Raw genomic sequence first — 25,667 nt, 5'->3', positions numbered from 1 at the left:
GATTATTCTTCGGAAGGAGGTAAAATTACTTTGTCTACCACATGCACAATTCCATTACCTGCTTCAACGCTGGCAACAATTTTTGCGCCACCTACAAAGACGTCATCGCCTTTGACTTCCACAGTTGTATTCTGATCGTTGGCCTGGCCAAGTTTTTTAAACTTCTTCAGGAAATCCTTGGAGTAATTACCGGGGGTAACATGATGTTTCAGGATATTTGCCAACGCGCCCTTATTTTCGGGTTTTAAAAGATCCTCCACCGTCCCTGCCGGAAGGGCATCAAATGCCTCATTGGTTGGGGCAAAGACCATTAATGGCCCTGCATTTACCAGTACGTTTTCCAGATCAGCAGCCTGTACTGCAGCTACAAGGGTAGAGTGATCTGGCGATCCTATGGCAATATCCAGCACTGTTGGCTGAGATTCATCATCTTCAATAAAGGCCTGCCCTTGTTCTTTTGCCTCTGAAGTAGTTGTGTTGTCTGTGTTACTTGCATTTGTGTTTTTGGCTTCGTTCTTACATCCTACCGCAACAATCATTAATAGTGCAGTGAGGAAAGAAAAACCCAGTTTAGTTATTGTTTTCATATTTGGTTTAATTATAAGGTTCTGAAATATTCTAGAATTGCACGGGCTTGTTCCACAGTCATATTCTGATTGGCCATGGCAGCTCCATTAAATTCAACCAACAGATCTTTAGCACAGCGGTCCTGTTCAGTCATGAGCTGAGGATCCAGAATCATATTCATAATCCATTCGGGGCTCCTCCTTTCCATGATACCTGTCGGTGAAGGGCCAATAAATCGCTTGTCAATTTTATGGCAGGCGGTACAATTGGTTTTGAAGATGGCGGCTCCTTCTTCAGCCATTCCCTGATCAATTTCGGGATCAAGCGGAAGGGACTTGATTTGCCCAACACCCTTGTTGTCTAATGTAATTCGTTGAGAAGCAGGTACCTCATCAGATACTTCCTGGGTTTGCTCTGTTTTCGTGGTAGATTTGGCACGATCTACGCTAAACCCTTCTTTCTTTTCCTCCTTACCCCCACAGCCCAAAAGCATTAGGGCAAATAAGACTGAAAAACTACTTTGGATTGTTTTCATAATCTTCAATGGTTATTGTTTTTAAATTAAACTTAATAATGCACAAATTTAGGGGGGTAGCAGGGCGGCAAATATGATATTTGTCATATTTAGGATAAAAATATCTTTTAATCTTTGAAGTCAGATAAATTACGCATGCTCAGCAATTCTTCTAAATATGCAATTAAAGGTGTACTCCACCTGGCCAACCATTCTAATGAAGACCAAAAAATTATGGTCAGAGACATATATGATACGATTAATGTTCCTGAGGCATATTTAGCCAAGCTTTTACAGCAACTTTCTAAACATCAGATTATTTCATCTATGAAAGGACCTAAGGGTGGATATTATGTTACCGATGTAAACCGAGAGCAGACGGTTTACAGAGTGATCGAAATTATTGATGGAAACCATAGACTGGAAGCCTGTGTCTTAGGTATAGAAGATTGTAATGCTGAACATCCCTGTCCCCTTCATGAGTATGTAAATCCAACGCGAGCAGTCTTGTTAAATACATTGAAAAAGATGACCATTGGAGAGCTTGCCAATAAGCTTGATAAAGGCTATTCATTTCTCTCCTGATAAATGTTCTCCCAGGGCACAATACTTACCCAAAATAATACACTGGTCCGACCCTCATCACGGCGTTATAAATACTTTAATTTGTATTAAGAAGGCTCTTAAATCTTAAAGGTCATCACGGGGATTTTTGAATGATTTGCGATGTCCTCCCCAATACTTCCCATAAAGAAATGTGAAAGTCCCTTTCGTCCGTGAGTAGGAATCCCAATTAGATCTGCATTCATGCTCTCACTGAAATTAAGTACTCCTTTTTCCACACTGTAGTCATTGTAGATGGTGACTTCCTGTCCTGCCCCTGCCATTTCAAGATACTTGTTGATCTTTTCATGTGCATCGTTGTTGCTCAGGAAGTTGTCCCCCGGGGTATTGATATAGACCATATGTAATTTAGCCCCTACCCTGGATGCAAAATCCCTGGCTTTTTGAAACGCTCCCAGACTTTCACTCTTAAAATTACAGGCAAAGACAAAATCGTCGATTTTGAAGTCGGGAAGTTCATTTTTTACAACAAGAACCGGTACTTCTGAGAATCGAACCACTTTTTCCGCATTTGATCCAATAAAGATCTCTTTGAGTCCATCAGTTCCGTGAGACCCCATAACAACCAGCGCGGCATTGTGCTTCTCAGCAATCTCGTTCACCTCGCCAAAAACCTTGAAGTGTTTTATGACAGGTGTGATTTTAATTCCTTTTAAATAGTCTTTATCCAAAAATTCATTCAGTCTCTTTTCTGCGACTTTGAGAAGGAATACCGTCTGTTCGGGATGGAATCCTTCCGTAGAAGTTATCATTGCCTCATTCAATTCGAGCATATGCAGTACCAGAATCTCAGCTTTTTGCTTATGCGCCAGCGATGCGGCTACCTTAAGTGCATATTCGGATTGTTCAGAGAAATCTACTGGGACGATAATTGTTTTCATGGCTTGATTTTAAAAGGGTTAAATAGTCATTGAAAATACTCTTTTTTCCGGAGCTTTCCTATGCATCAGAAGATCAAAAGCCATACATACATTTCTGACGAAAGGCCTTCCTGCTTCTGTAACGCTCAGCTGATTATAATTAGTATCTACAAGTCCGTCTATTTCCATTTCTTTCAAATGGTCCAGGACCAGATCGAGATCATCAAATTTCAGGGAAGGATCTTCCCAGGATGTTTCCAGCCTGCACATCAAGTTAAGGATATGACGGCGTATGACCAAATCCTCCTCAGAAAGGATATGACCTCTGTAAATTGGGATAATATCGTTTTCTACCAAATGCTGATATTCTTCTATACTTTTTACATTTTGTGCAAAGCTGTACCAGCTATCGCTGATACTCGATGCCCCCAGCCCGATCATGAGCTGTGTTCGGGAGGAAGTGTAGCCCATAAAATTCCTGTGCAGGTTCTGGGTTTCATAGGATTTATACAAACTATCACTCTTCAGGGCAAAATGGTCCATCCCAATTTCGAAATAACCGGCCTCAGTGAGCAACTTCTTCCCAAATTCGTATTGCTCTCTTTTTTCCGAGGGGGTCGGGAGATCTTCATCTTTAAATCCCCTTTGCCCAATACCTTTTATCCAGGGAACATGTGCATAGCTGTAAAATGCAAGTCGGTCTGGCAATAATTCCCTGGTCTTTGAAATGGTCACTTCTATATCTTCCATCCGCTGATGCGGTAATCCAAAAATAAGGTCATGCCCAACAGAGGTATATCCGATTTCCCTGGACCATTCCGTTACGTTTTTTACATTTTCAAAGGGTTGTACCCTGTGTATGGCACGTTGTACTTTATCGCTGTAATCCTGAACCCCGAAACTCACTCTCCTGAACCCCAGATCATACAATGTCTGTAGATGTTCGCGTGTTGTATTGTTGGGATGGCCTTCAAAACTGAATTCATGCTCTTCTGCAATCTCAGCCCGTTTAAAAATCCCCTTTAGCAGTATTTCCAGATGTTGAGGGGAAAAAAACGTAGGAGTTCCTCCTCCGAGATGCAGCTCCTTAATCTTAGGCTTTTCCTGGAAAAGATCACAATACAGTGCCCACTCCTTCAGAACTGAACTTATATAAGGAATCTCTACCTCATGCCTCTTTGTAATTCGCTTATGGCACCCACAAAATGTGCACATACTTTCACAAAACGGCAAATGTATGTAAATACTTACCCCGTCTTTTTCATTACTTTCCACAAAGCTTTTTTGAAGGGATTCCTTCCAGGCCTTGCCAGAAAAAGAACTTATGTCCCAATAAGGAACCGTTGGGTAACTTGTATAGCGGGGACCCTGTACGTTATACTTCTGGATAAGATTCAGCATACTAATTGATTTCTATCAAAAATACAGAGGCTTTAGACAGAAAAATATGATAAAAATCATCTACATTTTGCGTAAAACGCTTACGGCATATCGAATTAGTAGGTATCCTTTATCCAGGAATAAGGTTCTCGTTTGATCCAGAGTCCACGCGTAAAATCAGGAAAATTTTGTGGTTCCCCCTTTTGGTGTATTGAAGCCTCAGACAAGGGGGTCACTGCACTCCAGGCCGCCGCGTCATAGGCATCCAGCGGGGGAGCAATATTGGCTTTGGCCGATTCCACAAAGGCGTGTAGCACGAAGAAATCCATGCCTCCGTGGCCGGCACCGGCCGCGTATTCCCCGTATTTTTTCCAGAGCGGATGATCGTACCTTGCAAGCCAGTCACTGGCAACATCCCATTTATGGGGCTCTGATTTACCTTCGATATAGATTCGATTCCCGTCAACTTCCCATAGTCCGTTAGCTCCCTGCACTCTGAATCCCAGGGAATAGGGCCTGGGCAAATTACAATCGTGTGTAATGATGATTGTTTCTCCCCGGGCGGTATCAATAGTGGTCGTTATCACATCGCCCTGCTTAAACTTTACATCGGCATTGGGATGATCCTCACCTCCATTCTTGACAATATAATTGTGCAACCCTATCGATTTACTCGCATGAGATGTGAGCGACAAAAACCTGTTGCCCCTGTTGATATCTGCCATCACGGCTACAGGGCCAAGCCCGTGAGTGGGATACACGTCTGCATTTCTTTTAACCGAATGCAGGGTACGCCAGCGAGCCTCTGAAATAGCCTTCTCTCCAAATTCGACACCTCCGCCATATGGCTGTTTTCCATTATTGAATTTAACATGTCTGAGATCGTGCTGATACCCGCACCGGAAATGCACCAATTCGCCAAATACTTCCTGTTTAACCATGTTTAACACGGCCAGTACATCGCGTCTGTAATTTACATTCTCAAGGATCATCATATGGGTGCCGGTGGCTTCATGTGTATTTACCAGATCCCAACACTCTTCGAGGGTATTGGCAGCAGAAACCTCTACTCCGGCGTATTTCCCTGCCTTCATCGCATCTAAGGTCATCCGGGTATGCCAGAGCCAGGGGGTTGCAATAATCACCGCATCAACCTCCTTGGAATCGAGAAGATTGAGGTAGTCATAAGGGCCTCCCTCAAAGATAAGGGGAGCGTTTTTTCCTGCTTCTTTGATCAAATTCCTGCATAAGGCAATGCGATCGGCATCAATATCACAAATGGCAGTAACCCGAACATCATCTCGCAAAATCAGATTCTGTAAATGATTGGTCCCTCGGAGTCCGACTCCAATGAGTCCCACTTTTAATTCTTCAAGTTTATTATGTGGTTTTTGGGTCGCCGACACCCAATGAGGAACAATACTCATACCTGCTCCTGCTATGGCCGTATTGCGGATAAATTGCCTTCTGCTGGTCATGGTTTTTTATGGTTTTAGATGTTATCAATTTATGAAATTCTCCAGGTCCTTCTCCATATTGTTCCCTAAAAACTTATTTTTGCTCGCAAATTCGCATTTTATGACCTTATTACTAATGGCTGCCGGAAGGGGTAGCAGGTATGGAGCCCTCAAGCAATTCGATGGGCTTGGCCCTCAGGAAGAGTTTCTGATGGAGTTCAGTATTTACGACGCTCTTGAAAACGGATTCGACCACATCGTTGTGATAACGCAGAAAGACAATGTGAACTTTCTTGAGAAATACCTCTCAAAAAGAATACCCAAGGGCGTTAAGCTCGATGTAGTTTCACAACAAGTATCAGATCTTCCCGATGGAATTACCTATTCGGGAGAGCGCACAAAACCATGGGGTACTGCCCATGCTGTATGGTCGGCCAGGAAGGTTATTGACGGACCGTTTTCTGTGATCAATGCAGATGATTACTACGGGAAGCAAGCCTTTGAAAATGCAGCTAAATTTGTATCCCGGGAAGCTGATCCCAACTCCTTTGGCTTGGTTGCTTATACCCTGAAAGATACCTTGTCGCCATATGGCTCTGTATCCCGGGGAGTATGCAAACAGGATGGGAATTCATTGATCTCCGTAGAAGAACGAACAAAAATAGAAGAAGGAGAAAATGGAATTTCGGATGCTGATTCCGGACTGAAATTCTCCGGCGAGGAGTTGGTAAGCATGAATTTCTGGGTTTGTAAACCGGTTATTTTCGATCAGATAGAAGAGGATATCCGGAATTTCTTTAAAGAAGAGGGAAATTTGGAAAAGGGAGAGGTTTACCTCCCATTTGTTATTCAGGCCATGCTAAAACAGGGGACAACTCAAGTGGAGGTTATTCCTTCTGAGAGCATGTGGTTTGGCGTTACCTATGCCAATGACAAAGAAACAGCAATGTCCCATCTGAAGAATATGACCAGCCAGGGGCAGTACCGTTCCCCGCTTTGGAATTAATTTTTTAAAACCCCTGAAAAATGGAGGTGGCAGCAGCAAAGGCGCTGAAGCATTTTGTCATTGAACAGAGAGATTATAAGATTCACTCTGTAGGTCAGGGGTACATCAATTCCACCTACCAGGTTCTAGAAGGGAACCGTATCGTTTACATCTTACAATGTATCAACAACAAGGTTTTCCCGGATGTTCCGGCTTTGATGGAAAACCTTCGGACAGTTTTACCTCTGCTTACAGCCGAGGATTACCATCCTATCTCATTTATGCCTTCCAAGGCCCGGCTGCCGTATTATAAAGATGAAGAAGGAGCCTTCTGGCGACTGCTCACCTATGTTCCGAACAGTGTAGCTTTTGATTTTACGAATGAGTCGGATATTGCTTTTGAGGCAGGAAGGATACTGGGAGTTTTTCACAGTTGCCTGGAGAATATACCAGCTGCTAGTTTCAGAGAGGTGCTACCCGGTTTTCACGATATCAGCTTAAGGAGAGAAGAATATCTTCTTACCCTAAAGCAGGCTAATTCTCAAAGGTTGAAGTCTGCTTCGAAAGAAATCGATTTTGCGGAAAAAGCATTTTCCAAATTAGATGCAGGATTTGAAAACCTGCCTGTTCGCATATGCCACAACGATACCAAGCTCAACAATATACTTTTCTCAAAAGAAACCAGTAAGGCGCTCTGTATGATTGACCTGGACACAGTCATGCCGGGTTATATAATTTATGATCTTGGGGATGCAATAAGGACCCTGGCCAATCCGGTCTCTGAGGATGAAACAGATCTGAAAAAGATCAGCTTCGACCTGGAAATGGTCTCTGCATTTCTGAGGGGAATTGAGAAAAGTAAACTGAAGCTTAGCGATTCAGAGAAACAGGCAATTCCCTCCGGAGTGGCACTTATGCCTTACCTCCATGGTCTGAGGGCACTAACAGACTACCTCAACAACGATGTATATTACCAGATTTCATATGCCGGTCAAAACCTGGATCGATGCCGGAATTTGTTTTATTTCACCCGATTAGTCTTTGAAAAAAAAGACGATATTTCAAAACTTGTTGAATCGGTCCTTGGTAAATAACCCTCTTTATTTAAACGCCTGATGTCCTGTGATATCTGCCCCTGTGATCAGGAGATGAATATCATGGGTACCTTCGTAGGTGAGAACAGATTCGAGATTCATCATATGTCTCATAACAGGATATTCTCCCGTAATCCCCATTCCCCCAAGTATTTGTCTTGCTTCTCTGGCAATAGTGATCGCCATTTCAACATTATTCCTTTTGGCCATGGAAATCTGGGCCGTAGTGGCCCTTCCTTCATTCTTTAATTGCCCCAAACGGAAGGCAAGCAATTGGGCCTTGGTAATCTCTGTGACCATTTCGGCCAGTTTCTTTTGTTGCAGTTGGAATGCCGCTATAGGTTTTCCAAACTGAACTCTTTCTTTGGCGTATCGCAGCGCAGTATCATAGCAATCCATAGCAGCTCCGATAGCCCCCCATGCAATTCCGTATCGTGCAGAGTCGAGACATCCCAGTGGAGCTCCTAATCCGTTCTTCCCTGGTAACAGATTTTCCTTGGGCACTTTCACATTATCAAAGATTAATTCACCAGTGGCTGAGGCCCTCAATGACCACTTATTATGTGTTTCCGGGGTGGAGAAACCTTCCATACCCCTCTCAACGATCAGGCCGTGTATACGCCCTTCCTCGTTCTTCGCCCAGACGATGGCAATGTCTGCAAAAGGAGAATTTGAGATCCAGAGCTTAGCGCCATTGAGCAAGTAATGATCGCCTTTATCTTTAAAATTGGTGGTCATCCCGCCGGGATTAGATCCATGATCAGGCTCTGTAAGGCCAAAGCACCCCATAAATTCCCCGGTAGCGAGCTTTGGCAGGTATTTCTTCTTTTGTTCTTCAGACCCGTACGCAAAAATAGGATACATAACCAGGGAGGATTGAACCGATGCAGTAGATCTTACTCCGCTATCCCCTCTTTCAATTTCCTGCATGATCAGGCCGTAACTGATCTGATCTAATCCCGCACCTCCGTATTCCTCTGGGATATATGGTCCGAATGCCCCTATGTCAGCCAATCCCTTTAGTATCTGAGTTGGGAATTCAGCTTTCTGAGCGTATTCTTCGATGATGGGAGACACATCTCGTTTTACCCACTGCCTGGCAGCATCACGAACCAGCAGATGTTCTTCGGTAAGCAGATCATCCAATTGATAATAATCGGGGGCTTCAAATAGGTCGGGCCTCATAGTAAAATAGTTTTTCCAAAGGTATTTAAAGTCGCATAACAAACCAATGGATGGAAATAGATATTAGCAAGATTCATTTAGGAATGTTCAACTTCCCCGTTCAGGAACCTCGCAAGCAAAGAATGAAAATGGTGCACTCCTCTTTCACGGGTGGGGGAAAATCTTCCGGCCTTGTAATAATGAGATCGGATTCCCTTATTCACGCTTTCTACCACTGCTTCGTCTTCCATCTCAACCTTGTCGAGACCGGACCCTGCACCTTTATTCAATTTGGAAGCATCATATACATAGGTGATAAAGGAAACTTTCGTTTGGGAAATCGATAAGGGCTGGACTAGATTAACAGAAACCCCCCAGGGATAAAAATTGAACATCATGTTGGGAAACACCCAGAAATAGTAGGCTGCGACATCTTTCCCATAATCGATATGATCCTCAGGAAGCTTAAATACCTCATCAGTCCCTTCTGCGTAACCGATTTGAAGATTGCAATAATCTGATAAAACCGTTTCATAATTACCGTAATCTAATACTTCGTTCAGATCATTGTGGACAAAAGGGATATGAAATCCTTCCAGATAGTTGTCGCAATATAAAGCCCAGTGTGCCTTGATCTCGTAATCCTTATCGAGTTCCTTTGATCTGGTAAAATCGTCAAGGGGTAAAAACCCTATCCGCTGGTCCATAAAATCAATCACCTTCTGAAAGTCGAAAACCGGACTTAATCCGGCAAAGAAAAATGAACCCCATTTTTTCAAAGGAAATGCGTGCAAATTATCACAACTTCCGGGAAAATTACGTGCCTCATTAAACTCCGGCATAAATTCAAACTTCCCATCGAGACCAAACCTCCTTCCGTGATAGCGGCAAGTTAATTTCCTTTGTTGCCCTGCTTCTTCAACAACGATATTTCCCCTGTGCGTGCATACATTACTCAGGCAATTAACCTTTCTATTCTTATCCCTGGAAAGGACCATCGGTTCGCTGAGGAATTCCGGGAGGAGTATAAAGGGAGAAACAGATCCTTCTTTCTCCAGATCCAGGATGTCCCCAACCCACTGCCAGGAACCATAGAATACTTTCTGTTTTAGTGCTTCAAATGTTTCAGGGTCGCCGTAAAAAGAGGAAGGCAAGGTTTTTGCTCTGGAAATATCCGGATCGATATAGAATTTTGAAGCCACGCAGAGTACAGTTAGTCCATTTTAAAAATATGGATTTCTTTTTGATAAACCTGCGCTATGGGAGTTTATAATGAGAATGTAAAGCCTTGTTGTAGGGGTGGAAGCAGTTTAAAATTGAAGCTAAAAGTCTAACTCTTACATCTTCAGATAAAAATCTCGACAGAGATTTTGATAATACTCAGTATATAAATGTCGTTCTTTTTCGATGACCAGTTCATCTTCAATAACGGTTTGACTACTGCGTGAGAATGCGAGTAGGCTTCTTTTTATTTCCGATTGAGCATTTCCTTTTACCCTGGTAATTTTAAAAATATGTAAGTTGGCTTTCCTTGCCAAATCAATAAAAGTTACTTCCTGCTGAAAGGGAACAATAGTGGAAAAAGTGCCCTCGGGTGACAGAAGCTTATCTACGCTGCATAGCAGCTCATCAAAAGGGAGGGAGTCGTTTTGTCTGGCTAAGTCACGCGATTTATCTCCACTTGAGACCCCTTCTACATGAAAGGGTGGGTTAGATACAATCAGCTCATAAGTTTCTTCCATCTCTTCAACCATTTCGTCTAAACCCGCATGGTAACAAAACAATCGGTCTGCCCAGGGTGAAGCTTCAAAATTTTCTACGCATTGTTCATAAGCTGCCTCCTCAATTTCGATGGCGTCGATAGATTCTGCATTACTGCGTTGTGCGAGCATCAGGGCGATCAGGCCCGTTCCAGCACCTATGTCAAGAATATTTATTGGCCTATGCACAATAGGTGTCCAGGCTCCCAGGAGCACCCCATCTGTTCCTATTTTCATCGCACATCGATCCTGATGGACCTCAAATTGCTTAAATCGAAACGGCTTGTTCAAAGCTTGCTGGTCTGTTTTAATTATGGGCTATCCCCTAATCATTTAAATAAAGGGAAACCAGACCTTCCGGGGTTTCAACGAAAATGGTCTTTTCTTCCCGATCAATACTTGTTATTATATCGTCATTAATAGGGATCAGGAGCTGTTTGCCCTCTTTTTCGGCCACAAACAATGCCTGAGAGGCAGCGTCATTTATCGAAACCAGGGTCCCAATATTGCCGTAGTTCTTATCTATCAAAGTAAAACCAATGACTTCGTGGTAATAAAATTTCTTCCCGCTTAATTTTGGGAGAAGTTCAAGCGGAAGGTAGATTTCAGACCCCAGGATACGGTCAGCATCAGGTTCATCATTAACCTCTTCAAATCTTACCCGTAGTAGGTTGGATCTGTGAAGCTGACTCTTTTCAATAAAAAAAGGAACCAGACTATTTCCCAGGGAAATAAGTACTGATTCCAGATTATCGTATAATTCAGGTTCATCGGTGTCTAGTTTTATGAGCACCTCCCCTTTAAAGCTGTATTTAGAAACGATCTTGCCCAGGTAGAAGCATTCTTCCTTCCGCATCGATCGATGTCCCATTATTCCTTATCTGCAGCGGGTTTAGGATCTTCTTTTGCAGGGGCTTCTTCGGCCTTAGCCTCTGGAGCTGCTTCTTCTGTTTTGACTTCAGGAGCTGCTTCTTCTGCTTTGGCTTCAGGAGCTGCTTCTGCTTCGGTTTCCTGTGCTACAGATTCCTCTGGAGCGGGAGCAGTTTCAAGAGCTTCCACTTCCTCTTCAGCAGAAACTGCTTCCGGAGTTTCAGGTAATTCTGCTTCTGCAGCCGCCTGTGCTCTTTTTTCAGAAACTTCTCTTTCTGCTTCCAGTGCTTTTTTCCTTGCTTCCTGCTGAGCCTTACTGAGGTTTTCCTCTTTCTTGGCTACTGCTTTGGATTTTTCCTCCAACCAGGCCTGGAATTTCTTTTCAGCTTCTTCTTCGGTAAGGGCTCCCTTGCGAACACCGGCCATAAGGTGGTGCTTTAAAAGAACTCCTTTATATGATAAAATACGTCTTGCCGTATCTGAAGGCTGTGCTCCGTTAAACAACCATTTTACTGAGTCGTCAACATTTACTTCGATAGTCGCAGGATTGGTGTTCGGATTGTAGATCCCTAATTTTTCAAGGAATTTTCCATCTCTTTTTGCACGGCCATCGGCAGCTACGATCCAATAAAATGGCTTACCTTTTTTTCCGTGTCTTTGAAGTCTGATTCTAACTGGCATATCACATTAATTTTGTAGGGTACCCGACCCTCGGTTATTAATTCTACTCTCCCCTGTTTAGAAAGAGCGTGCAAATATACACTTTATGATTAATTCCACAATTATTCTCAAACTACTTTTTACCTGAATATTATACCGAATGAGCATTTAACACTTCTTATGAAAAATCGTTAAAAGCCTTATAAAGTCCCGTATTTACTTGGATAAGCAAGATTTTCTTGTATCTTATATACAGTTGTTGAGAGTCAACAACGGAATAATTAAAAATGAAGATTGATTAATGAAGTATTCAGAAAAAATTTCAAATAAGCTAAACGATTTATTAATTCTTACATATGATGCAAAACGGGGATACTCCCTTGCCGCTGAGAAAGTCGAAAATCCGGCCGTAAAAAGTTTCCTGGAAGACAAAGCCAACCAGAGGTTTAACTTCGGGCAAGAACTCAAATCCGAAATCCTCACTTATGGCAATCTCCCGGAAGACAGCGGAAGTATTAAAGGAGATTTCCACCGAGCATGGATGAAATTCATATCAACAGTAAGCTCCAATGAGACCGAGAAATTGCTGGATGAAGTAGAACGAGGAGAAAAAAAGATCCTCAGTGCTTACAAAGACTTGCTGGAAAACAAAGAATGGATCTTGCCCAACTCCACTCGTGATCTTCTGAGCAAACAGCGGGACGCAATTGAAAAAGCACTGGAGACCTCCAGAATGTATGAAGAAGTAGTCTCCTAGAAAACTGTAATATCATAAAAACAAAATCCGGCATGGGCCGGATTTTTTTATTGGTTAATAACTCCTAAAAAGAAGGTTTTTTTAAGCATTCTTAAATCCATATTTTTAACCCCTTAGTTTTCTGCATTTAAAACACCCCTATGTATTTAATTTTTGATACCGAAACCACCGGATTACCCAAACGCTGGAATGCACCAGTTACAGATGTGGACAACTGGCCAAGATGTGTGCAACTCGCCTGGCAACTCCACGATGAAATGGGCAATCTTCTGGAGCAACACGACTATCTGATTAAACCGGAAGGTTTTGACATCCCTTATGATGCAGAACAGATACATGGGATTTCTACTCTATTGGCAGAAAAAGAGGGTATTCCTCTCTCGGAAGCACTGGAGTTATTCAATACCGCCCTGGGTAAGACGCGTTTTCTTGTCGGGCAGAATGTAGGTTTTGATATTAATATTACAGGGGCAGAATACCACAGAGCTGGTGTTGAAACTGCGCTTTTAAACCTGCCCGTGCTCGATACCTGTACGGAGGACACGGCTCAGCTTTGCCAGATCCCGGGAGGCAGAGGGGGGAAATTTAAGCTCCCCACCCTCACAGAATTACACGAACATCTATTTCAGGAACCATTTTCCGAGGCCCATAATGCTGCAGCCGATGTGGAGGCTACCAGCAGGTGTTTCTTTGAACTCATTCGCAGCAAATCCTTCTCTGCGCAGGAACTTCAAGTAGAGGCCGATTATTTTTCGCGATTTACTGAAGTAAACCCTGATAAAATACAACTCCTCGGACTTAAGCATCGAAATTTAAAGGAGGCTTCTGCGGCCCTTCAGTCTGAAGAAGAAGTAAGTGAACCTGAGATTTCGCGGGAGGAGATCAAAGCTAACCTGGAAAGCCTTGAAGATGTTCCCTTTGTACACCTTCACAACCATTCTCAATTTTCGGTTCTCCAATCAACTATTAAGATCAAGGATCTTGTAGCCATCACCGCAAAGCATAAAATGCCGGCGGTAGCCCTAACTGACCATGCCAATATGATGGGTGCCTTTCATTTTGTGAAGGAAGTAAAAGCTCACAATGCAGGAATAAAAACCCGAAAAGAGAAGGCAGAGGAAGCTGGGGAAGAATTTGACGAGCAGCCTATTCTGCCCATTTTGGGCTGCGAATTTTTCGTATGTGAAGATCACCTCAACAAGAATCAGAAAGACTATGGTTTCCAGATGGTTTTTCTGGCCAAGAATAAAAATGGATACCACAACCTGGCTAAAATGGCTTCCCTGGCCTATACGGATGGATTCTATTACGTCCCCAGGATCGATCGAAAAATTGTTGAACAATTCAAGGATGATCTCATTGTCTTAACGGGAAATCTCTACGGTGAAATCGCATCAAAAATCCTGAATACAGGGGAGAAACAAGCTGAAGAAGCCCTGCTTTGGTGGCAATCCATGTTCGGGGACGATCTCTATGTGGAACTGATGCGCCACGAGCAGGAAGACGAAAACAGGGCCAACCCGGTCTTAGTGTCAATGGCCCGTAAAATGGGAATAAAAGTAGTAGCAACAAACAATACCTATTACTGTAAAAAAGAGGATGCCGAAGCTCATGATATCCTGCTTTGTGTGAAAGATGGGGAAAAACAGGCTACGCCCATCGGCCGGGGAAGGGGTTACCGATACGGCCTGCCCAACCAAGAGTATTACTTCAAATCCTCAGAAGAGATGAAGGCACTCTTCAAAGATATTCCCGAAGCCATCCTGAATGTTCAGGAGGTAGTTTCTAAAATTGAACCCTTCGATCTGGCCCGGGAAGTATTGTTACCGCAATTTGGAATTCCACAGGGGTTCAGAGTTGAAGAAGATGAATCTGATGGCGGAAAACGAGGTGAAAATGCCTATTTGAAACATATCACATACGAAGGGGCCAGGGAGCGATATAAAGAAATAACTCCGGAGATTGAGGAGCGGATCGACTTTGAACTTAAGACCATAGAGAATTCAGGTTATCCTGGATACTTCCTTATCGTGGAAGATTTTATTAGGGAGGCCCGTAATATGGGAGTTTCCGTAGGTCCCGGCAGAGGATCTGCTGCAGGGTCGGTTGTAGCTTACTGCCTTAAGATCACCAATATTGATCCCCTGAAATACAATCTCCTTTTTGAGCGTTTCCTCAACCCCGACAGGGTTTCCATGCCCGATATCGATATTGATTTTGACGATGAAGGCAGGGGAAAAGTTATGGATTATGTCATCCAAAAATACGGAGCCAATCAGGTGGCGCAGATTATCACCTACGGTACCATGGCGGCAAAATCCTCCATACGGGATACGGCGAGAGTGTTAGACCTGCCCCTCCCCGATGCAGACCGGATCGCCAAGCTAATTCCAACCATGGGGAAACTCGGGAAAATCTTTGAAGTTCCTGAGGAAGAGCTTCGTAAGAAATTCAGGTCGGATGACCTTGATAATGTTCATCAACTCCTGAACATCTCTGAAGGGGATGACCTGGAGGCACAAACGGTAAACATGGCCAGGGTCCTGGAAGGTTCCCTAAGAAATACCGGGATCCATGCCTGTGGAGTGATCATCACCCCGGATGATATCACCAATTTCGTTCCTGTAGCGACCGCTAAGGATTCTGACCTCTATGTCACTCAGTTCGATAACTCGGTGGTGGAAAGCGCAGGGCTGCTGAAAATGGACTTCCTCGGACTCAAGACCCTGACATTAATAAAGGATACTGTTAAGATTGTAAAAGCCAAACACGGTATAGACCTGGTTCCGGATGATTTCCCCTTAGACGATGAAAAGACCTACGAGCTTTTCCAAAGAGGGGATACGGTTGGGATCTTCCAATATGAATCCCCGGGAATGCAGAAACACCTGAAAGAACTCAAACCTTCTGTTTTCGACGATCTAATCGCCATGAATGCCCTTTACAGGCCCGGGCCTATGGAATACATTCCAAGTTTTATCGCGCGTAAGCACGGGCAGGAAGAGATCACCTATGACCTTCCTGAAATGGAAGAATATCTGAAAGACACTTACGGAATCACAGTATACCAGGAACAGGTGATGCTTCTCTCTCAGAAACTCGCTGGTTTTTCAAAAGGTGAGGCCGATATTCTGAGAAAGGCGATGGGGAAAAAGATATTTGCCCTGCTGCAAAAACTTAAGCCTCAATTTCTCGACGGAGGAGAAAAAAATGGCCATCCGAGAGAAGTCCTTGAAAAAATATGGAAAGACTGGGAAGCCTTCGCCTCCTATGCCTTTAATAAGAGTCATTCTACCTGCTATGCCTATATCGCTTATCAGACGGCGTACCTGAAGGCCCACTACCCAGCTGAATATATGGCAGCCGTATTGTCTAACAATATGAACGACATCAAGCAGGTGACCTTCTTTATGGAAGAATGTAAGCGAATGGGGCTGGAGGTTTTGGGTCCTGATGTTAATGAATCTTACTACAAATTTGCGGTCAATCAGGAAGGAGCCGTTAGATTTGGGATGGGAGCGATAAAAGGTGTTGGTCAGTCTGCCGTTAAAACCATAGTAGAAGAACGAAAGGCCAATGGTCCGTTTAAATCGGTTTTCGATCTGGCCAAAAGAATTGACCTCAGGGCGGCAAATAAAAAGGCTTTTGAGAATCTTGCTCTGGCAGGTGGATTCGATTCCTTTGGAGATACCCACCGGGCACAATACTTTCATCTGGAAGGCGAGGGAGTAACCTTCCTGGAGAAGGTGATCCGCTATGGCGCAAAATTTCAGGAAAATGAAAATTCTGCTCAGGTAAGTCTGTTCGGTGAAGCCAGTGAGGTTCAGATACCCGAGCCCGTAGTTCCCCCCTGTGTGGAATGGGGAACCATGGAAAAGTTAAGAAAAGAAAAAGAAGTGGTAGGCATTTATATCTCAGGGCATCCTCTTGACGATTTCAATGCCGAGATAACTGCCTTTGCCAATGCCAATGTTTCCTTCTTCCATAATCTCGAAGATCAGATCAACAGGGAACTGAGTTTTGCGGGAGTGATCACCGACGTACAGCACCGGGTTTCCCGTAATGGAAAGGGATGGGCACTTTTCACCCTTGAGGACTATACCGATTCATTCGAATTCAGGATTTTTGGGGAGGAATATCTTAAATTCAGGCATTTTCTGATGATCAATTCCTTTGTCTTTATCAAAGTATTTGTAAGGGAAGGATGGGTAAATCGGGAAACCGGAAAAAAGGGAGGTCCCAGGATGCAATTCAATCAATTTATGCTTCTGCAGGAAGTCATGGAGAATTACGCCAGAAAACTCACCATTAAGCTAGATATTGACCAGCTGAAGGAAGAAAAAATTCTCGATTTGAAAGACACTTTGAGATCGCACAAGGGAAAACACCCACTTCAATTTACAGTATATGAGATGCAGGAAGAGATCAAAGTAACCCTCTCCAGCAGAAAACAAAAAGTACAAATCAGCAGCGAACTTCTGGCAACCCTCAAAGACAAGGAAGTCCATTACAAGTTAAATTGATAGCCTGCGATAATGGTATCATAGGCAAAACGTATCTTTCCGGCGTAAGGATTTAGGAAAATATTTGTCTAACTTTGCATAATCAAAATTAAAATCAAATGGCATTAGAAATAACAGATGCTACTTTTGACGAAGTAGTTTTAAAAAGTGATAAGCCTGTAGTGGTCGACTTCTGGGCGGCCTGGTGCGGACCCTGCAGAATGGTAGGACCTATCATTGACGAAGTCAGTAATGAATACGACGGTAAGGCCGTTGTTGGAAAAGTGGATGTAGACAGCAATCAGGAATACGCTGCTAAATTTGGTGTCAGAAATATTCCAACTGTACTTGTTTTTAAAAACGGTGAGATTGTGAGCAGACAAGTAGGGGTATCGCCTAAAAAGGTGTACACCGATGCTATAGATGCTGCATTATAAGATTTTTTTAACCATATATACGAAAGGCCCGGATGAAAATCCGGGCTTTTTTTGTTCTCATATCCGTATCTTCGGACAATGGATCTGCAACAACATCTGGAACAAAGCGGACTATTTCAAAACCTGGAATTGCTTGCCAAACAGGTAGTGGAAGGATTTATAAGTGGGATACACAAAAGTCCGTTTCACGGATTTTCAGCGGAATTTGCAGAGCATAAAATTTACAATACCGGGGAGAGCACCAAGCATATCGACTGGAAGTTATACGGTAAGACAGATAAGCTTTACACCAAGAGATATGAGGAGGAAACTAACCTCAGATGCCATATGATCCTCGACAACTCGGCTTCTATGTACTATCCGGAAGTAAAAGAGCTGAATCTAAACAACCTCAACAAAATAGGATTTGGTGTCCTGGCCATTGCTGCCCTGATGAACATCCTGAAAAAGCAGCGCGACGCCGTGGGCCTGAGTATTTATTCTGATGTCTACTCTCATTATTCGCCGGAAAAAGGTAGTGAACGACATCATCAGATGTTGCTGGCCCGATTAAACGAAGTAGGTGAGAGTGGGAAAAAAGGAGGAGGAACAAAAACCTATACCTATTTACACCAGATCGCAGAAAAATTAAAGCGACGTAGCCTGGTATTTTTGTTTACCGATATGTTCCAGACCGAAGCAGAGGATGAGCAGTTATTTGATGCACTCCGGCATCTGAAATACAATAAACACGAGGTGGTTGTATTTCATCTACTGGATATGGAAACCGAATTATCCTTTAATTTTGATAATACACCAAAGCGATTTAAGGACGTAGAAACAGGGGTTCATGTTGATCTTTTTGCCGATACGATAAAAGAGGCCTATGAAAAAGAGGTCCATGCCTTTATGGATGAATTAAAACTTACCTGTGCCAAGTATAAGATCAAGTATGTCCCGGTGGATATCAGGGAGCAATTTTCCAAAGTCCTGAATACTTTTATGATTGAAAGGCAGGCATTTGGATAGGCCATTTTTATTTTAAAAAAATTGTTTGTGTAATTAAAGAAGCAACGTATATTTGCATCCGCCTACGCACCACTTAGGTGCAGGGTTGAACAAACTCGCTTTTTTAAAGCAGTTGTAGCAAGATTTGAATCTGACTGTCGTCAGAGTTTCGCTTAAGTCGGGATAAAATCATTGGTCTGGTAGTTCAGTTGGTTAGAATACCTGCCTGTCACGCAGGGGGTCGCGGGTTCGAGTCCCGTCCAGACCGCTGGAAATTTATTAAATTTCAGCATAAAGCCTGTAAATCAATGATTTACAGGCTTTTTCATTTTATTTGGTACCAAAAAATACCATTTAAAACCATATAAAAAGTGCGGAATTCGGTGCGTATTTTACACCTCAAAAAACCCGCACCTAAATCGCTGTAATTGACTGTTAAAGAAAACTTTACAGAGAAATTTTAACATTTGTTTTTCGTACCTTCTGGTGAGGATTTAAAACCCGCACCTATGTATGGCAGAATGAATATCCTTTTTTACCCGAAAAAATCAGAAAGAAATGATGACGGAATGGTCATGCTCTATGCTCGTATTACCATAAATGGCAAACGAGCCGAATTTAGTCTGGGGCGTCGAGTTGATGAACAAAGATGGGAATCCCGGGGTGGAAAGCTGAGAGGGACTACTGCGGAAGTTTCGAATTTCAATCGATTTTTGGACAACGTCAGAAACAGACTTTACGACATTTACGATACACTTCTGAAAGAAAAAGAGGATATTTCAGCCAGTATCATCAAGAATATCTATCTAGGGAAAGCGGGTAATGAGTATATGATTCTCGAAATCTTCCAAGAGCATAATGATGAAATCGAAAAACTGATAGGTAAGGGATTCACTAAAGGGACCTTGCAACGTTATAAGGCTGCCTACAAGCATGTTTCAGCTTACATCCAACAAAACTATCACAGAAACGATATTCCCGTTCGTAGGGTAGACCATAAGTTCATTACGGGACTGGAATTCTTCTTAAAGTCACAACGAAACTGCGAACATAACACGGCCATTAAATATGTGGTAAACTTCAAAAAGATTATGCGGATTGCCCTGGCCAATGAATGGATTACTAAAGATCCGTTCTTTCACTGGAAAGCGTCATGGAAAACAAAGGAAAAGCAATATTTGACCCAAACTGAACTGGATATCCTCAAAGAGAAGAAATCCTTTTTACCACGTCTGGATTTAGTCCGGGATATTTTTGTTTTCTGCTGTTATACCGGTTTGGCCTACTCGGACGTAAAGCAATTAAAACAAGAGCACCTTATAATTGGGGTCAATGGGGATAGATGGATTAAGATGCCAAGAAAGAAAACGAAGGCCATGAGTAGTATCCCATTGCTTCCTCCTGCTGAGGAGATTATCCTTAAGTATAAGGAACACCCCTTTGTCTTGGATGGGAAAGGTGTTTTACCCGTGCTGACCAATCAAAAATCGAATGCCTACCTAAAGGAGATTGCCGATGTATGTGGCATCAACAAAAATCTCACCACACATTTGGCCAGGCATACATTTGCCACCACTGTTACACTATCTAATGGAGTGTCTATTTCTACTGTAAGTAAAATGTTGGGGCATCGCTCCTTAAAAACCACTCAAATCTATGCTAAGGTATTGGATAGTAAAATAGCAGAAGAAATGGACCGATTAAAAGACAAGATTAAAACAAAAGAGGTTACCTTTTTCCAAAGATGAAAACACCATTGAAAACAGAATGTGTCCCAATAAACCCAAATTTTTATCTTTAGATAAGACTTGCGGTATTCATGACTAAGACCTTCATTTACACTGTCGCTATTATTTATGTCTTTTTGTTTGCACAAAATGGTCGTGCACAAAACCCTTTGCAAAAGGAAGCGGAAGTGGTTGCAAACGCTACAGATGCTGAAAAAATATACTTACAACTTTCTGGAACCACGTTTAATTCATCGGAAACCATTTGGTTCAAAGCCATAGTAACACATGTACTTAATCATACGCCTACAACAAAAAGTAGGGTACTTCATGTAGAATTAATTGATCCATTAGACAGCCGGATAGTTGACAAAAATCTTCTAAAGATAAGTGATGGTGTCTCAAATGGATTTTTTCAATTGCATTCAAGTTATAGAGAAGGAAAATATATTATTAGGGCATATACAGAATGGAACAAAAATTTTAGCTCAGATTTTATTAGCTCGATACCCATAAGTATATATCCACTTCAAAATGTTGAGAGCAAACCCAATCCTATTCAAGATATAACCTTTACAAAAGACCTCACTTCTAGTACTTTTTCTTTATCGTCTACCATTACTGTAAAGGAATTGGACAGTCTTGATACTGATGACGCTATGTTATATATGCAGTGGAAAGGTGGCAAAGACTCTATTCTAGTAAAACCAACAAAAAAGAAACCCAGTATCAATGTGCAACATAGGATTCCAATAAACGTACCAGTAATTAGTTATCGGTTACAGACTAAAAATGAGGTATTCACAAAATCGATAGTCCTAGATGATGAATACGGTTCATTGCAGTTTTTTCCTGAGGGAGGTTCTTTGGTAGAGGGTATACAAAGTGTGATTGGATTCAAGTATTTGGATTATAGGGGAAAGGGCGCAGAAATCCAGGGAACGATAGAAGATATGAACAATACTAAAGTAGCTGATTTTAAAAGCAATGCTTTGGGGATGGGGAAGGTGATCCTGACACCGGAAGCAGATCAAACTTATTATGGAGTTTTGACTACAAAAAGCGGCAATACCTTTAAGTATGAATTGCCAAAAGCAAAAAAGAGGGGTCAGGTTTTAAGTTTAATCGACAAAGGATCGGATAAGGAATTAAGAATTTGGAATAAAGAAAAGAATAGGGATAGTTTGTTTATCAAACTGTTCCATAGGGGAAAGAACCTTTTCTTTATTAAAGCGAGATTTAGAGATGGGATGTTTTCACATAGAATTCAGCCTAAAGATCTGCCCCATGGCGTCATTGGACTTACAGTTTTCGATAAAAATTTTAGACCTGTGGTGGAGCGTCATTTTTTTAATAAACCAAAAGAGGAAAACCTCGAATTAACAATAGAAACGGATAAGGATCGCTATTCTGTACGGGACAGCATTCAAGTTTTCTTATCGACTAGGCTTAATGGCAAGTCCGTACCGGCATTGGTCTCTGTTATGGCTGTTGATTCCAGTTATTTCTATAGCACCAATCCGGATAGGAGCACTATTGTCTCCTATTTTTTATTGCAATCCGATATAAAGGGAACGGTCGAAAACCCATCGTACTATTTTGAAAATAACAAAAACTTGGCCGAACTGGATTATTTAATGCTGACTCAAGGCTGGACCAATTATAAATACAAAGAGAAGAAAAAGCCAAGACTATTAAGTGCTGAAAAAGGTTTGGAAATAAACGGTACTGTTGATGACATTGAAAAAGTAAGAAAAAGGCATGGACCAAAGAACAACAGATATGAGCTAGATCTGCTCCTAATGGGTGAACCCATGGAAGCTTACACCCAAGAGACTGACAGTACGGGGTATTTTAGGTTTGTGTTGGGCGATAGCTATGGCCCAGATAAAAAGTTTGTGATACAGCCCTCGGATGCAAGCAACAAAAGGGGTGACTTAAAGGTTAATATCATAGAGTACGAAGTCCCTGAAATAGCCTATGAATTGGAAAAAATCATTGTCCCAGTAGATAGTATCATCGAAAAGAAAATGATTCAAAAAATAGAAGAGGATATCAGGTTAGATCCTTTTCTATTACCAAATACCATAGCCCTAAATGAAGTTGAAGTGAGCGATTATAGAGTTACACCAGAGCGTGCTGAAATGGTAGAGTTACATGGGATACCTGATGTTGTCATTGACAATGCTGAGTTGATAAATAAACAAAGGAATTGGACCAGAGGCCTGTATAGATGGTTGCTTTTCAATTACCCAAACTCGATACGTGTTCAACGGGTGGGTAATGCAGCGGGATTTCAAATCGCCTATGTTCATGGTGCCGAATGGACTTATGTGGTTATAGACGGTATTCCTGTACATTCGGAAGACTACAGGCTAATTGGAAATATTCCGGTAAGTGCTGTTAAGAGTGTCGAGATTATCCGAAATACATACACAGCCAATACTTATCACAATAAAGTTTTTGATTGTGCGCCAATATGTCCTCCTCCTGCTTTTCCCGCTATACTTGCTATTTATACTTATTCGGGAAAGGGTCTGTATGGTGCTTTCCCCAAAACTAGAAGAACGAATCTTGTTACCGATATGGCCCCCCAATATTCTCCAATACGTGAATATTATGTTCCCGAATATCATGAACCCTCAAAAATAGATTGGAGTATTCCAGACAGGCGCACACTTCTGTATTGGGAGCCGAATATTGTTACTGATAGAAGAGGTCAAGCAAAGGCAACTTTCTTCAATAGTGATCTTACCGGGAAAATGGTGCTTATTTGTGAGGGAATTACTTCAAATGGTAAAGTAGGGTATTCGGAACTGTTTTATGAAGTTGATAGTCCCTAACCAGATCAAACTTACCAAAGAGTTTTGGTTTTGTAGCACTTGCTTCTGGACAACATACCTCAGCGAATTAAATGGATATTTTTAGGTTTGTAGAAAACAAAGGTTTAAAACGACATAGAATACTTTCTAAAGTCAATATAAGGAGGTAAGTCCCAAATTCTTACCCCTAACTTTTGCGCTTGGTTCCTGTTTGATTTTTTTAGTGTTCCGGTAGATAAGCGTTTAGAAAAAATCTGATAGGGCGCAACCTGCTTTTTAAAAAAAATGCAATATGTTCTCAGAATTGTTTTGCTCCGCAAAAGAATGAATGAGAAGCAAGAGGATAACACGCTGCGCGGTGTTATGAATACTTAATTATTTGAAAATCATATAATTAAAATATCCGTCAATTTATATTTTTAGTAATTTTTTCGTGAAAAATCCCTTGAGACCCTATAAATTGGAAAATTTTTTCGTGAAAATTTAGTAATAAACAAAAATAAATGCTTTGTACGCATAGGCATTGCATAGTATTAGTTTGTGTAAGTTTTTGGGACTTGCAGCACGAAACTTCGTTTCGCTCGCTTTTTATATTTAAATCCTAGCTTTCTATGAAAATTTTGAGTTTCATAAAAGGGCAATTAACGGGAATACTAAAAGAGACCACAAATAGGACTGAGTGACAATAGATTTTTTGAAATGGGAAATTGGTTCTAAAAATCGGCCTTTTTATAAAACAAGAATTAGGTTACTATCAATAAAACCAGATACTATCGAAAGTAGCAATAAAAACAACAGCCGACACCAAGCTGTTGAATCACAACTTAAGGTGCCGACTGTATTCAAAGAAATTTTTATCGACAGTTTACTCTTTGTATCTCTAAGTTTAGACCAATAAAGTTTGTTGTTGCACGATGACAACTATTACTATCACTGGTTGTATTACCGATGTTATATTGGTAAACATCTGCATTATCATCGTCCTGTACATATAATCTGATATCGTAAGCACCATTTGGGGGTTGAAGCTCTGTTATACTGCCGCTTGTTGTCACAGATTTCCATCCCCTTTCTACATCAGTGTCCAGTTCAGCTTTAGATATACTACCACCACCTCCGGGAAGGTTATTTTTATACGTAATTCCGACCCTGAAGTCTCTATTTGTATCATTGATGAAATCTATTGTTCTATGTTGAACTCCTGTGCTACTGCAATTTTCCGCCTCGTAGCTATCAGTATAGCCCATTTTTGCAATGGTATTATCTTTTAGAAACCTAACTACATAAGAAATAGGTGCTCCAGGATTATCCCTGCTATAAACGGCATTTGGACCTTGGATAATTGGAGCTAAATCACCAAAATTTCTTGCAGTTACTGCCTCTGCTGCAACTTCTGCATTTCCTCCAATAATAACAGTTGTAATACTTGAAGTCGCTAAAATATTTTTAACTGTATTTTCAGTATCAAGAGAGATACTGTTATTTTTACCTGCAGCATATTTTAGTGCAGCTTCAAGTTCAAAATCTGTAGATTCATAAGTGGTTTCTAATCTAAACATGATAATCCTTCCGTAACTCACCGATTGAATATAACCCGGAGGTGAACTAGAGCTAAAAGTAGATTCCACCTCTGCAGCACTTAAACCTTCTCCAAACACAGCAGTAGCTGCGGAGGGCGGTGCCATTGAAACGGTATAAAAAACCTGCTTGAACACCATGTTTGCAACCCTCTTTTCCTTAGTGCTTTCAAAATTAAGTTGTGAGCTAAAATCCGTTGATGCCCATTCAACATTTACCCCTAATTCTAGACTGACTTGTTTTGAGCTATATGAAGTTTTAGCCTCAGAAAAAGAACTTGCTTCATTTACATAGCCATCTTGATAAGCATTGGCATTCCACCATTCTAGTGAATTATCAATACCAGCATCTACTGAATTAAAGCTTGGATTATCAATATCAATGTTTCCATTCTCACCTATACCTGGTAAATCTACTCTTAAACTCACCGGAGCTCTTTCAATAGTGACCGGTGTTGGTAGTCCACCGCGTAGTGTATTGTCAATTTTAACTAATGCGCCTGGCCATATAATTCCAGCATTTGGCTTAAGAATGGCTACATCTTCAAAATTTGTCTCAAGGTTATAAGTGGTGGTGGTACAATTCTTAGTCACATTATTAGAAAATTCAGGTGGAGAATCTTCTGAACTAACTTCGGTTTTTACACTACTCGTACTTCCAGAACCTACTACTCCTAAAAGTTCTTCAGGGTTGTAAGATAAATTAGCAATAACTTCGCTAATACTCTCTTCTTCCTGAGATACGTCATCATCTGAGCCACCAGCTTCATCTTTACTACATGCATACACAATAAATAGCAGAACCAATGGTACTAGCCTTAACATACTTTTTAACGGTGATTGATTTGTTTTCATAATTTCTTGTTTTAAAGATTCAACACTCCAAAACTAGAAGCACAAAGACCTGAAACCTAAAAACAGAG

General features: G+C 41.7%; 20 protein-coding genes and 1 tRNA gene. 10 read left to right on the top strand and 11 right to left on the bottom strand.

Annotated features, from left to right (window positions below):
* Positions 1 to 2: 2 nt before the first annotated feature.
* Positions 3 to 587 carry a fasciclin domain-containing protein gene (locus tag AB8P51_RS00585; protein WP_369746826.1) on the bottom strand — a complete coding sequence of 195 codons (585 nt, stop codon included), beginning with the start codon at positions 585 to 587 and terminating at the stop codon, positions 3 to 5.
* An 11-nt stretch (positions 588 to 598) separates the two neighbouring features.
* Positions 599 to 1,102 carry a cytochrome c gene (locus tag AB8P51_RS00580; protein ID WP_369746825.1) on the bottom strand — a complete coding sequence of 168 codons (504 nt, stop codon included), beginning with the start codon at positions 1,100 to 1,102 and terminating at the stop codon, positions 599 to 601.
* A gap of 114 nt (positions 1,103 to 1,216) precedes the next feature.
* On the opposite strand from AB8P51_RS00580, the gene AB8P51_RS00575 reads away from it, so the two are divergent.
* Complete coding sequence (locus AB8P51_RS00575; protein WP_369746824.1) at positions 1,217 to 1,666, top strand: Rrf2 family transcriptional regulator; 450 nt, start codon at positions 1,217 to 1,219, stop codon at positions 1,664 to 1,666.
* A gap of 98 nt (positions 1,667 to 1,764) precedes the next feature.
* On the opposite strand, the gene AB8P51_RS00570 is transcribed toward AB8P51_RS00575, so the two are convergent.
* From AB8P51_RS00570 to AB8P51_RS00560, 3 genes are all read right to left on the bottom strand, one after another.
* Positions 1,765 to 2,586: a universal stress protein gene (locus AB8P51_RS00570; protein WP_369746823.1), complete on the bottom strand. Its 822-nt coding sequence runs from the start codon at positions 2,584 to 2,586 to the stop codon at positions 1,765 to 1,767.
* Positions 2,587 to 2,604: 18 nt separating this feature from the next.
* Entirely contained in the window at positions 2,605 to 3,966 is a 1,362-nt protein-coding gene (hemN, locus tag AB8P51_RS00565) for an oxygen-independent coproporphyrinogen III oxidase (RefSeq protein ID WP_369746822.1), read from the bottom strand.
* Between the two features lie 95 nt (positions 3,967 to 4,061).
* Complete coding sequence (locus AB8P51_RS00560) at positions 4,062 to 5,423, bottom strand: Gfo/Idh/MocA family protein (RefSeq protein WP_369746821.1); 1,362 nt, start codon at positions 5,421 to 5,423, stop codon at positions 4,062 to 4,064.
* 100 nt (positions 5,424 to 5,523) lie between these two features.
* On the opposite strand from AB8P51_RS00560, the gene AB8P51_RS00555 reads away from it, so the two are divergent.
* Together AB8P51_RS00555 and AB8P51_RS00550 are read left to right on the top strand one after the other, a co-directional pair.
* Complete coding sequence (locus AB8P51_RS00555) at positions 5,524 to 6,408, top strand: NDP-sugar synthase (protein ID WP_369746820.1); 885 nt, start codon at positions 5,524 to 5,526, stop codon at positions 6,406 to 6,408.
* Positions 6,409 to 6,428: 20 nt separating this feature from the next.
* Positions 6,429 to 7,481 (top strand): phosphotransferase enzyme family protein, encoded by a 1,053-nt coding sequence (locus AB8P51_RS00550; protein WP_369746819.1) that lies wholly within the window; start codon positions 6,429 to 6,431, stop codon positions 7,479 to 7,481.
* Between the two features lie 6 nt (positions 7,482 to 7,487).
* Here the strand turns inward: AB8P51_RS00550 and AB8P51_RS00545 are convergent, their stop codons facing one another.
* The 5 genes from AB8P51_RS00545 to AB8P51_RS00525 form a co-directional block, all read right to left on the bottom strand.
* A complete protein-coding gene (locus AB8P51_RS00545; protein ID WP_369746818.1) occupies positions 7,488 to 8,666 on the bottom strand; it encodes an acyl-CoA dehydrogenase family protein in 1,179 nt (392 codons plus the stop codon).
* A 77-nt stretch (positions 8,667 to 8,743) separates the two neighbouring features.
* The gene (locus AB8P51_RS00540; RefSeq protein WP_369746817.1) at positions 8,744 to 9,847 is read right to left on the bottom strand and encodes an SRPBCC family protein; all 1,104 of its coding nucleotides are present in this window, start codon (positions 9,845 to 9,847) and stop codon (positions 8,744 to 8,746) included.
* A 135-nt stretch (positions 9,848 to 9,982) separates the two neighbouring features.
* Positions 9,983 to 10,696 (bottom strand): tRNA1(Val) (adenine(37)-N6)-methyltransferase, encoded by a 714-nt coding sequence (locus tag AB8P51_RS00535; protein ID WP_369746816.1) that lies wholly within the window; start codon positions 10,694 to 10,696, stop codon positions 9,983 to 9,985.
* A gap of 34 nt (positions 10,697 to 10,730) precedes the next feature.
* On the bottom strand, positions 10,731 to 11,261 hold the full coding sequence (rimM, locus tag AB8P51_RS00530) for a ribosome maturation factor RimM (protein ID WP_369747677.1): 531 nt from the start codon (positions 11,259 to 11,261) through the stop codon (positions 10,731 to 10,733).
* A gap of 14 nt (positions 11,262 to 11,275) precedes the next feature.
* Positions 11,276 to 11,956 carry a 30S ribosomal protein S16 gene (locus AB8P51_RS00525; RefSeq protein WP_369746815.1) on the bottom strand — a complete coding sequence of 227 codons (681 nt, stop codon included), beginning with the start codon at positions 11,954 to 11,956 and terminating at the stop codon, positions 11,276 to 11,278.
* Between the two features lie 280 nt (positions 11,957 to 12,236).
* Between AB8P51_RS00525 and AB8P51_RS00520 the strand changes: the two genes are divergently transcribed.
* The 7 genes from AB8P51_RS00520 (at position 12,237) to AB8P51_RS00490 (ending at position 23,188) form a co-directional block, all read left to right on the top strand.
* Entirely contained in the window at positions 12,237 to 12,692 is a 456-nt protein-coding gene (locus AB8P51_RS00520) for a PA2169 family four-helix-bundle protein (protein ID WP_369746814.1), read from the top strand.
* A gap of 140 nt (positions 12,693 to 12,832) precedes the next feature.
* Positions 12,833 to 17,215 carry a DNA polymerase III subunit alpha gene (gene dnaE, locus AB8P51_RS00515; RefSeq protein WP_369746813.1) on the top strand — a complete coding sequence of 1,461 codons (4,383 nt, stop codon included), beginning with the start codon at positions 12,833 to 12,835 and terminating at the stop codon, positions 17,213 to 17,215.
* Positions 17,216 to 17,313: 98 nt separating this feature from the next.
* Positions 17,314 to 17,631: a thioredoxin gene (gene trxA, locus AB8P51_RS00510; RefSeq protein ID WP_369746812.1), complete on the top strand. Its 318-nt coding sequence runs from the start codon at positions 17,314 to 17,316 to the stop codon at positions 17,629 to 17,631.
* 78 nt (positions 17,632 to 17,709) lie between these two features.
* Positions 17,710 to 18,639, top strand: a complete 930-nt coding sequence (locus AB8P51_RS00505) for a DUF58 domain-containing protein (protein WP_369746811.1) — start codon at positions 17,710 to 17,712, stop codon at positions 18,637 to 18,639.
* Between the two features lie 173 nt (positions 18,640 to 18,812).
* Positions 18,813 to 18,886 (top strand) — tRNA-Asp (locus tag AB8P51_RS00500).
* Positions 18,887 to 19,127: 241 nt separating this feature from the next.
* The gene (locus AB8P51_RS00495; protein WP_369746810.1) at positions 19,128 to 20,366 is read left to right on the top strand and encodes a site-specific integrase; all 1,239 of its coding nucleotides are present in this window, start codon (positions 19,128 to 19,130) and stop codon (positions 20,364 to 20,366) included.
* Positions 20,367 to 20,437: 71 nt separating this feature from the next.
* A complete protein-coding gene (locus tag AB8P51_RS00490; RefSeq protein WP_369746809.1) occupies positions 20,438 to 23,188 on the top strand; it encodes a hypothetical protein in 2,751 nt (916 codons plus the stop codon).
* 833 nt (positions 23,189 to 24,021) lie between these two features.
* Here AB8P51_RS00490 and AB8P51_RS00485 read toward each other — a convergent pair.
* Complete coding sequence (locus tag AB8P51_RS00485) at positions 24,022 to 25,599, bottom strand: thiol-activated cytolysin family protein (protein ID WP_369746808.1); 1,578 nt, start codon at positions 25,597 to 25,599, stop codon at positions 24,022 to 24,024.
* Positions 25,600 to 25,667 lie beyond the last annotated feature (68 nt).

This window comes from Muriicola sp. SD30 (genome assembly GCF_041205185.1).
Classification (GTDB): Bacteria; Bacteroidota; Bacteroidia; order Flavobacteriales; family Flavobacteriaceae; genus Muriicola.
The sequence above is the reverse complement of the archived record's forward strand: the minus strand, read 5'-3'. Positions and strand labels throughout refer to the sequence as shown.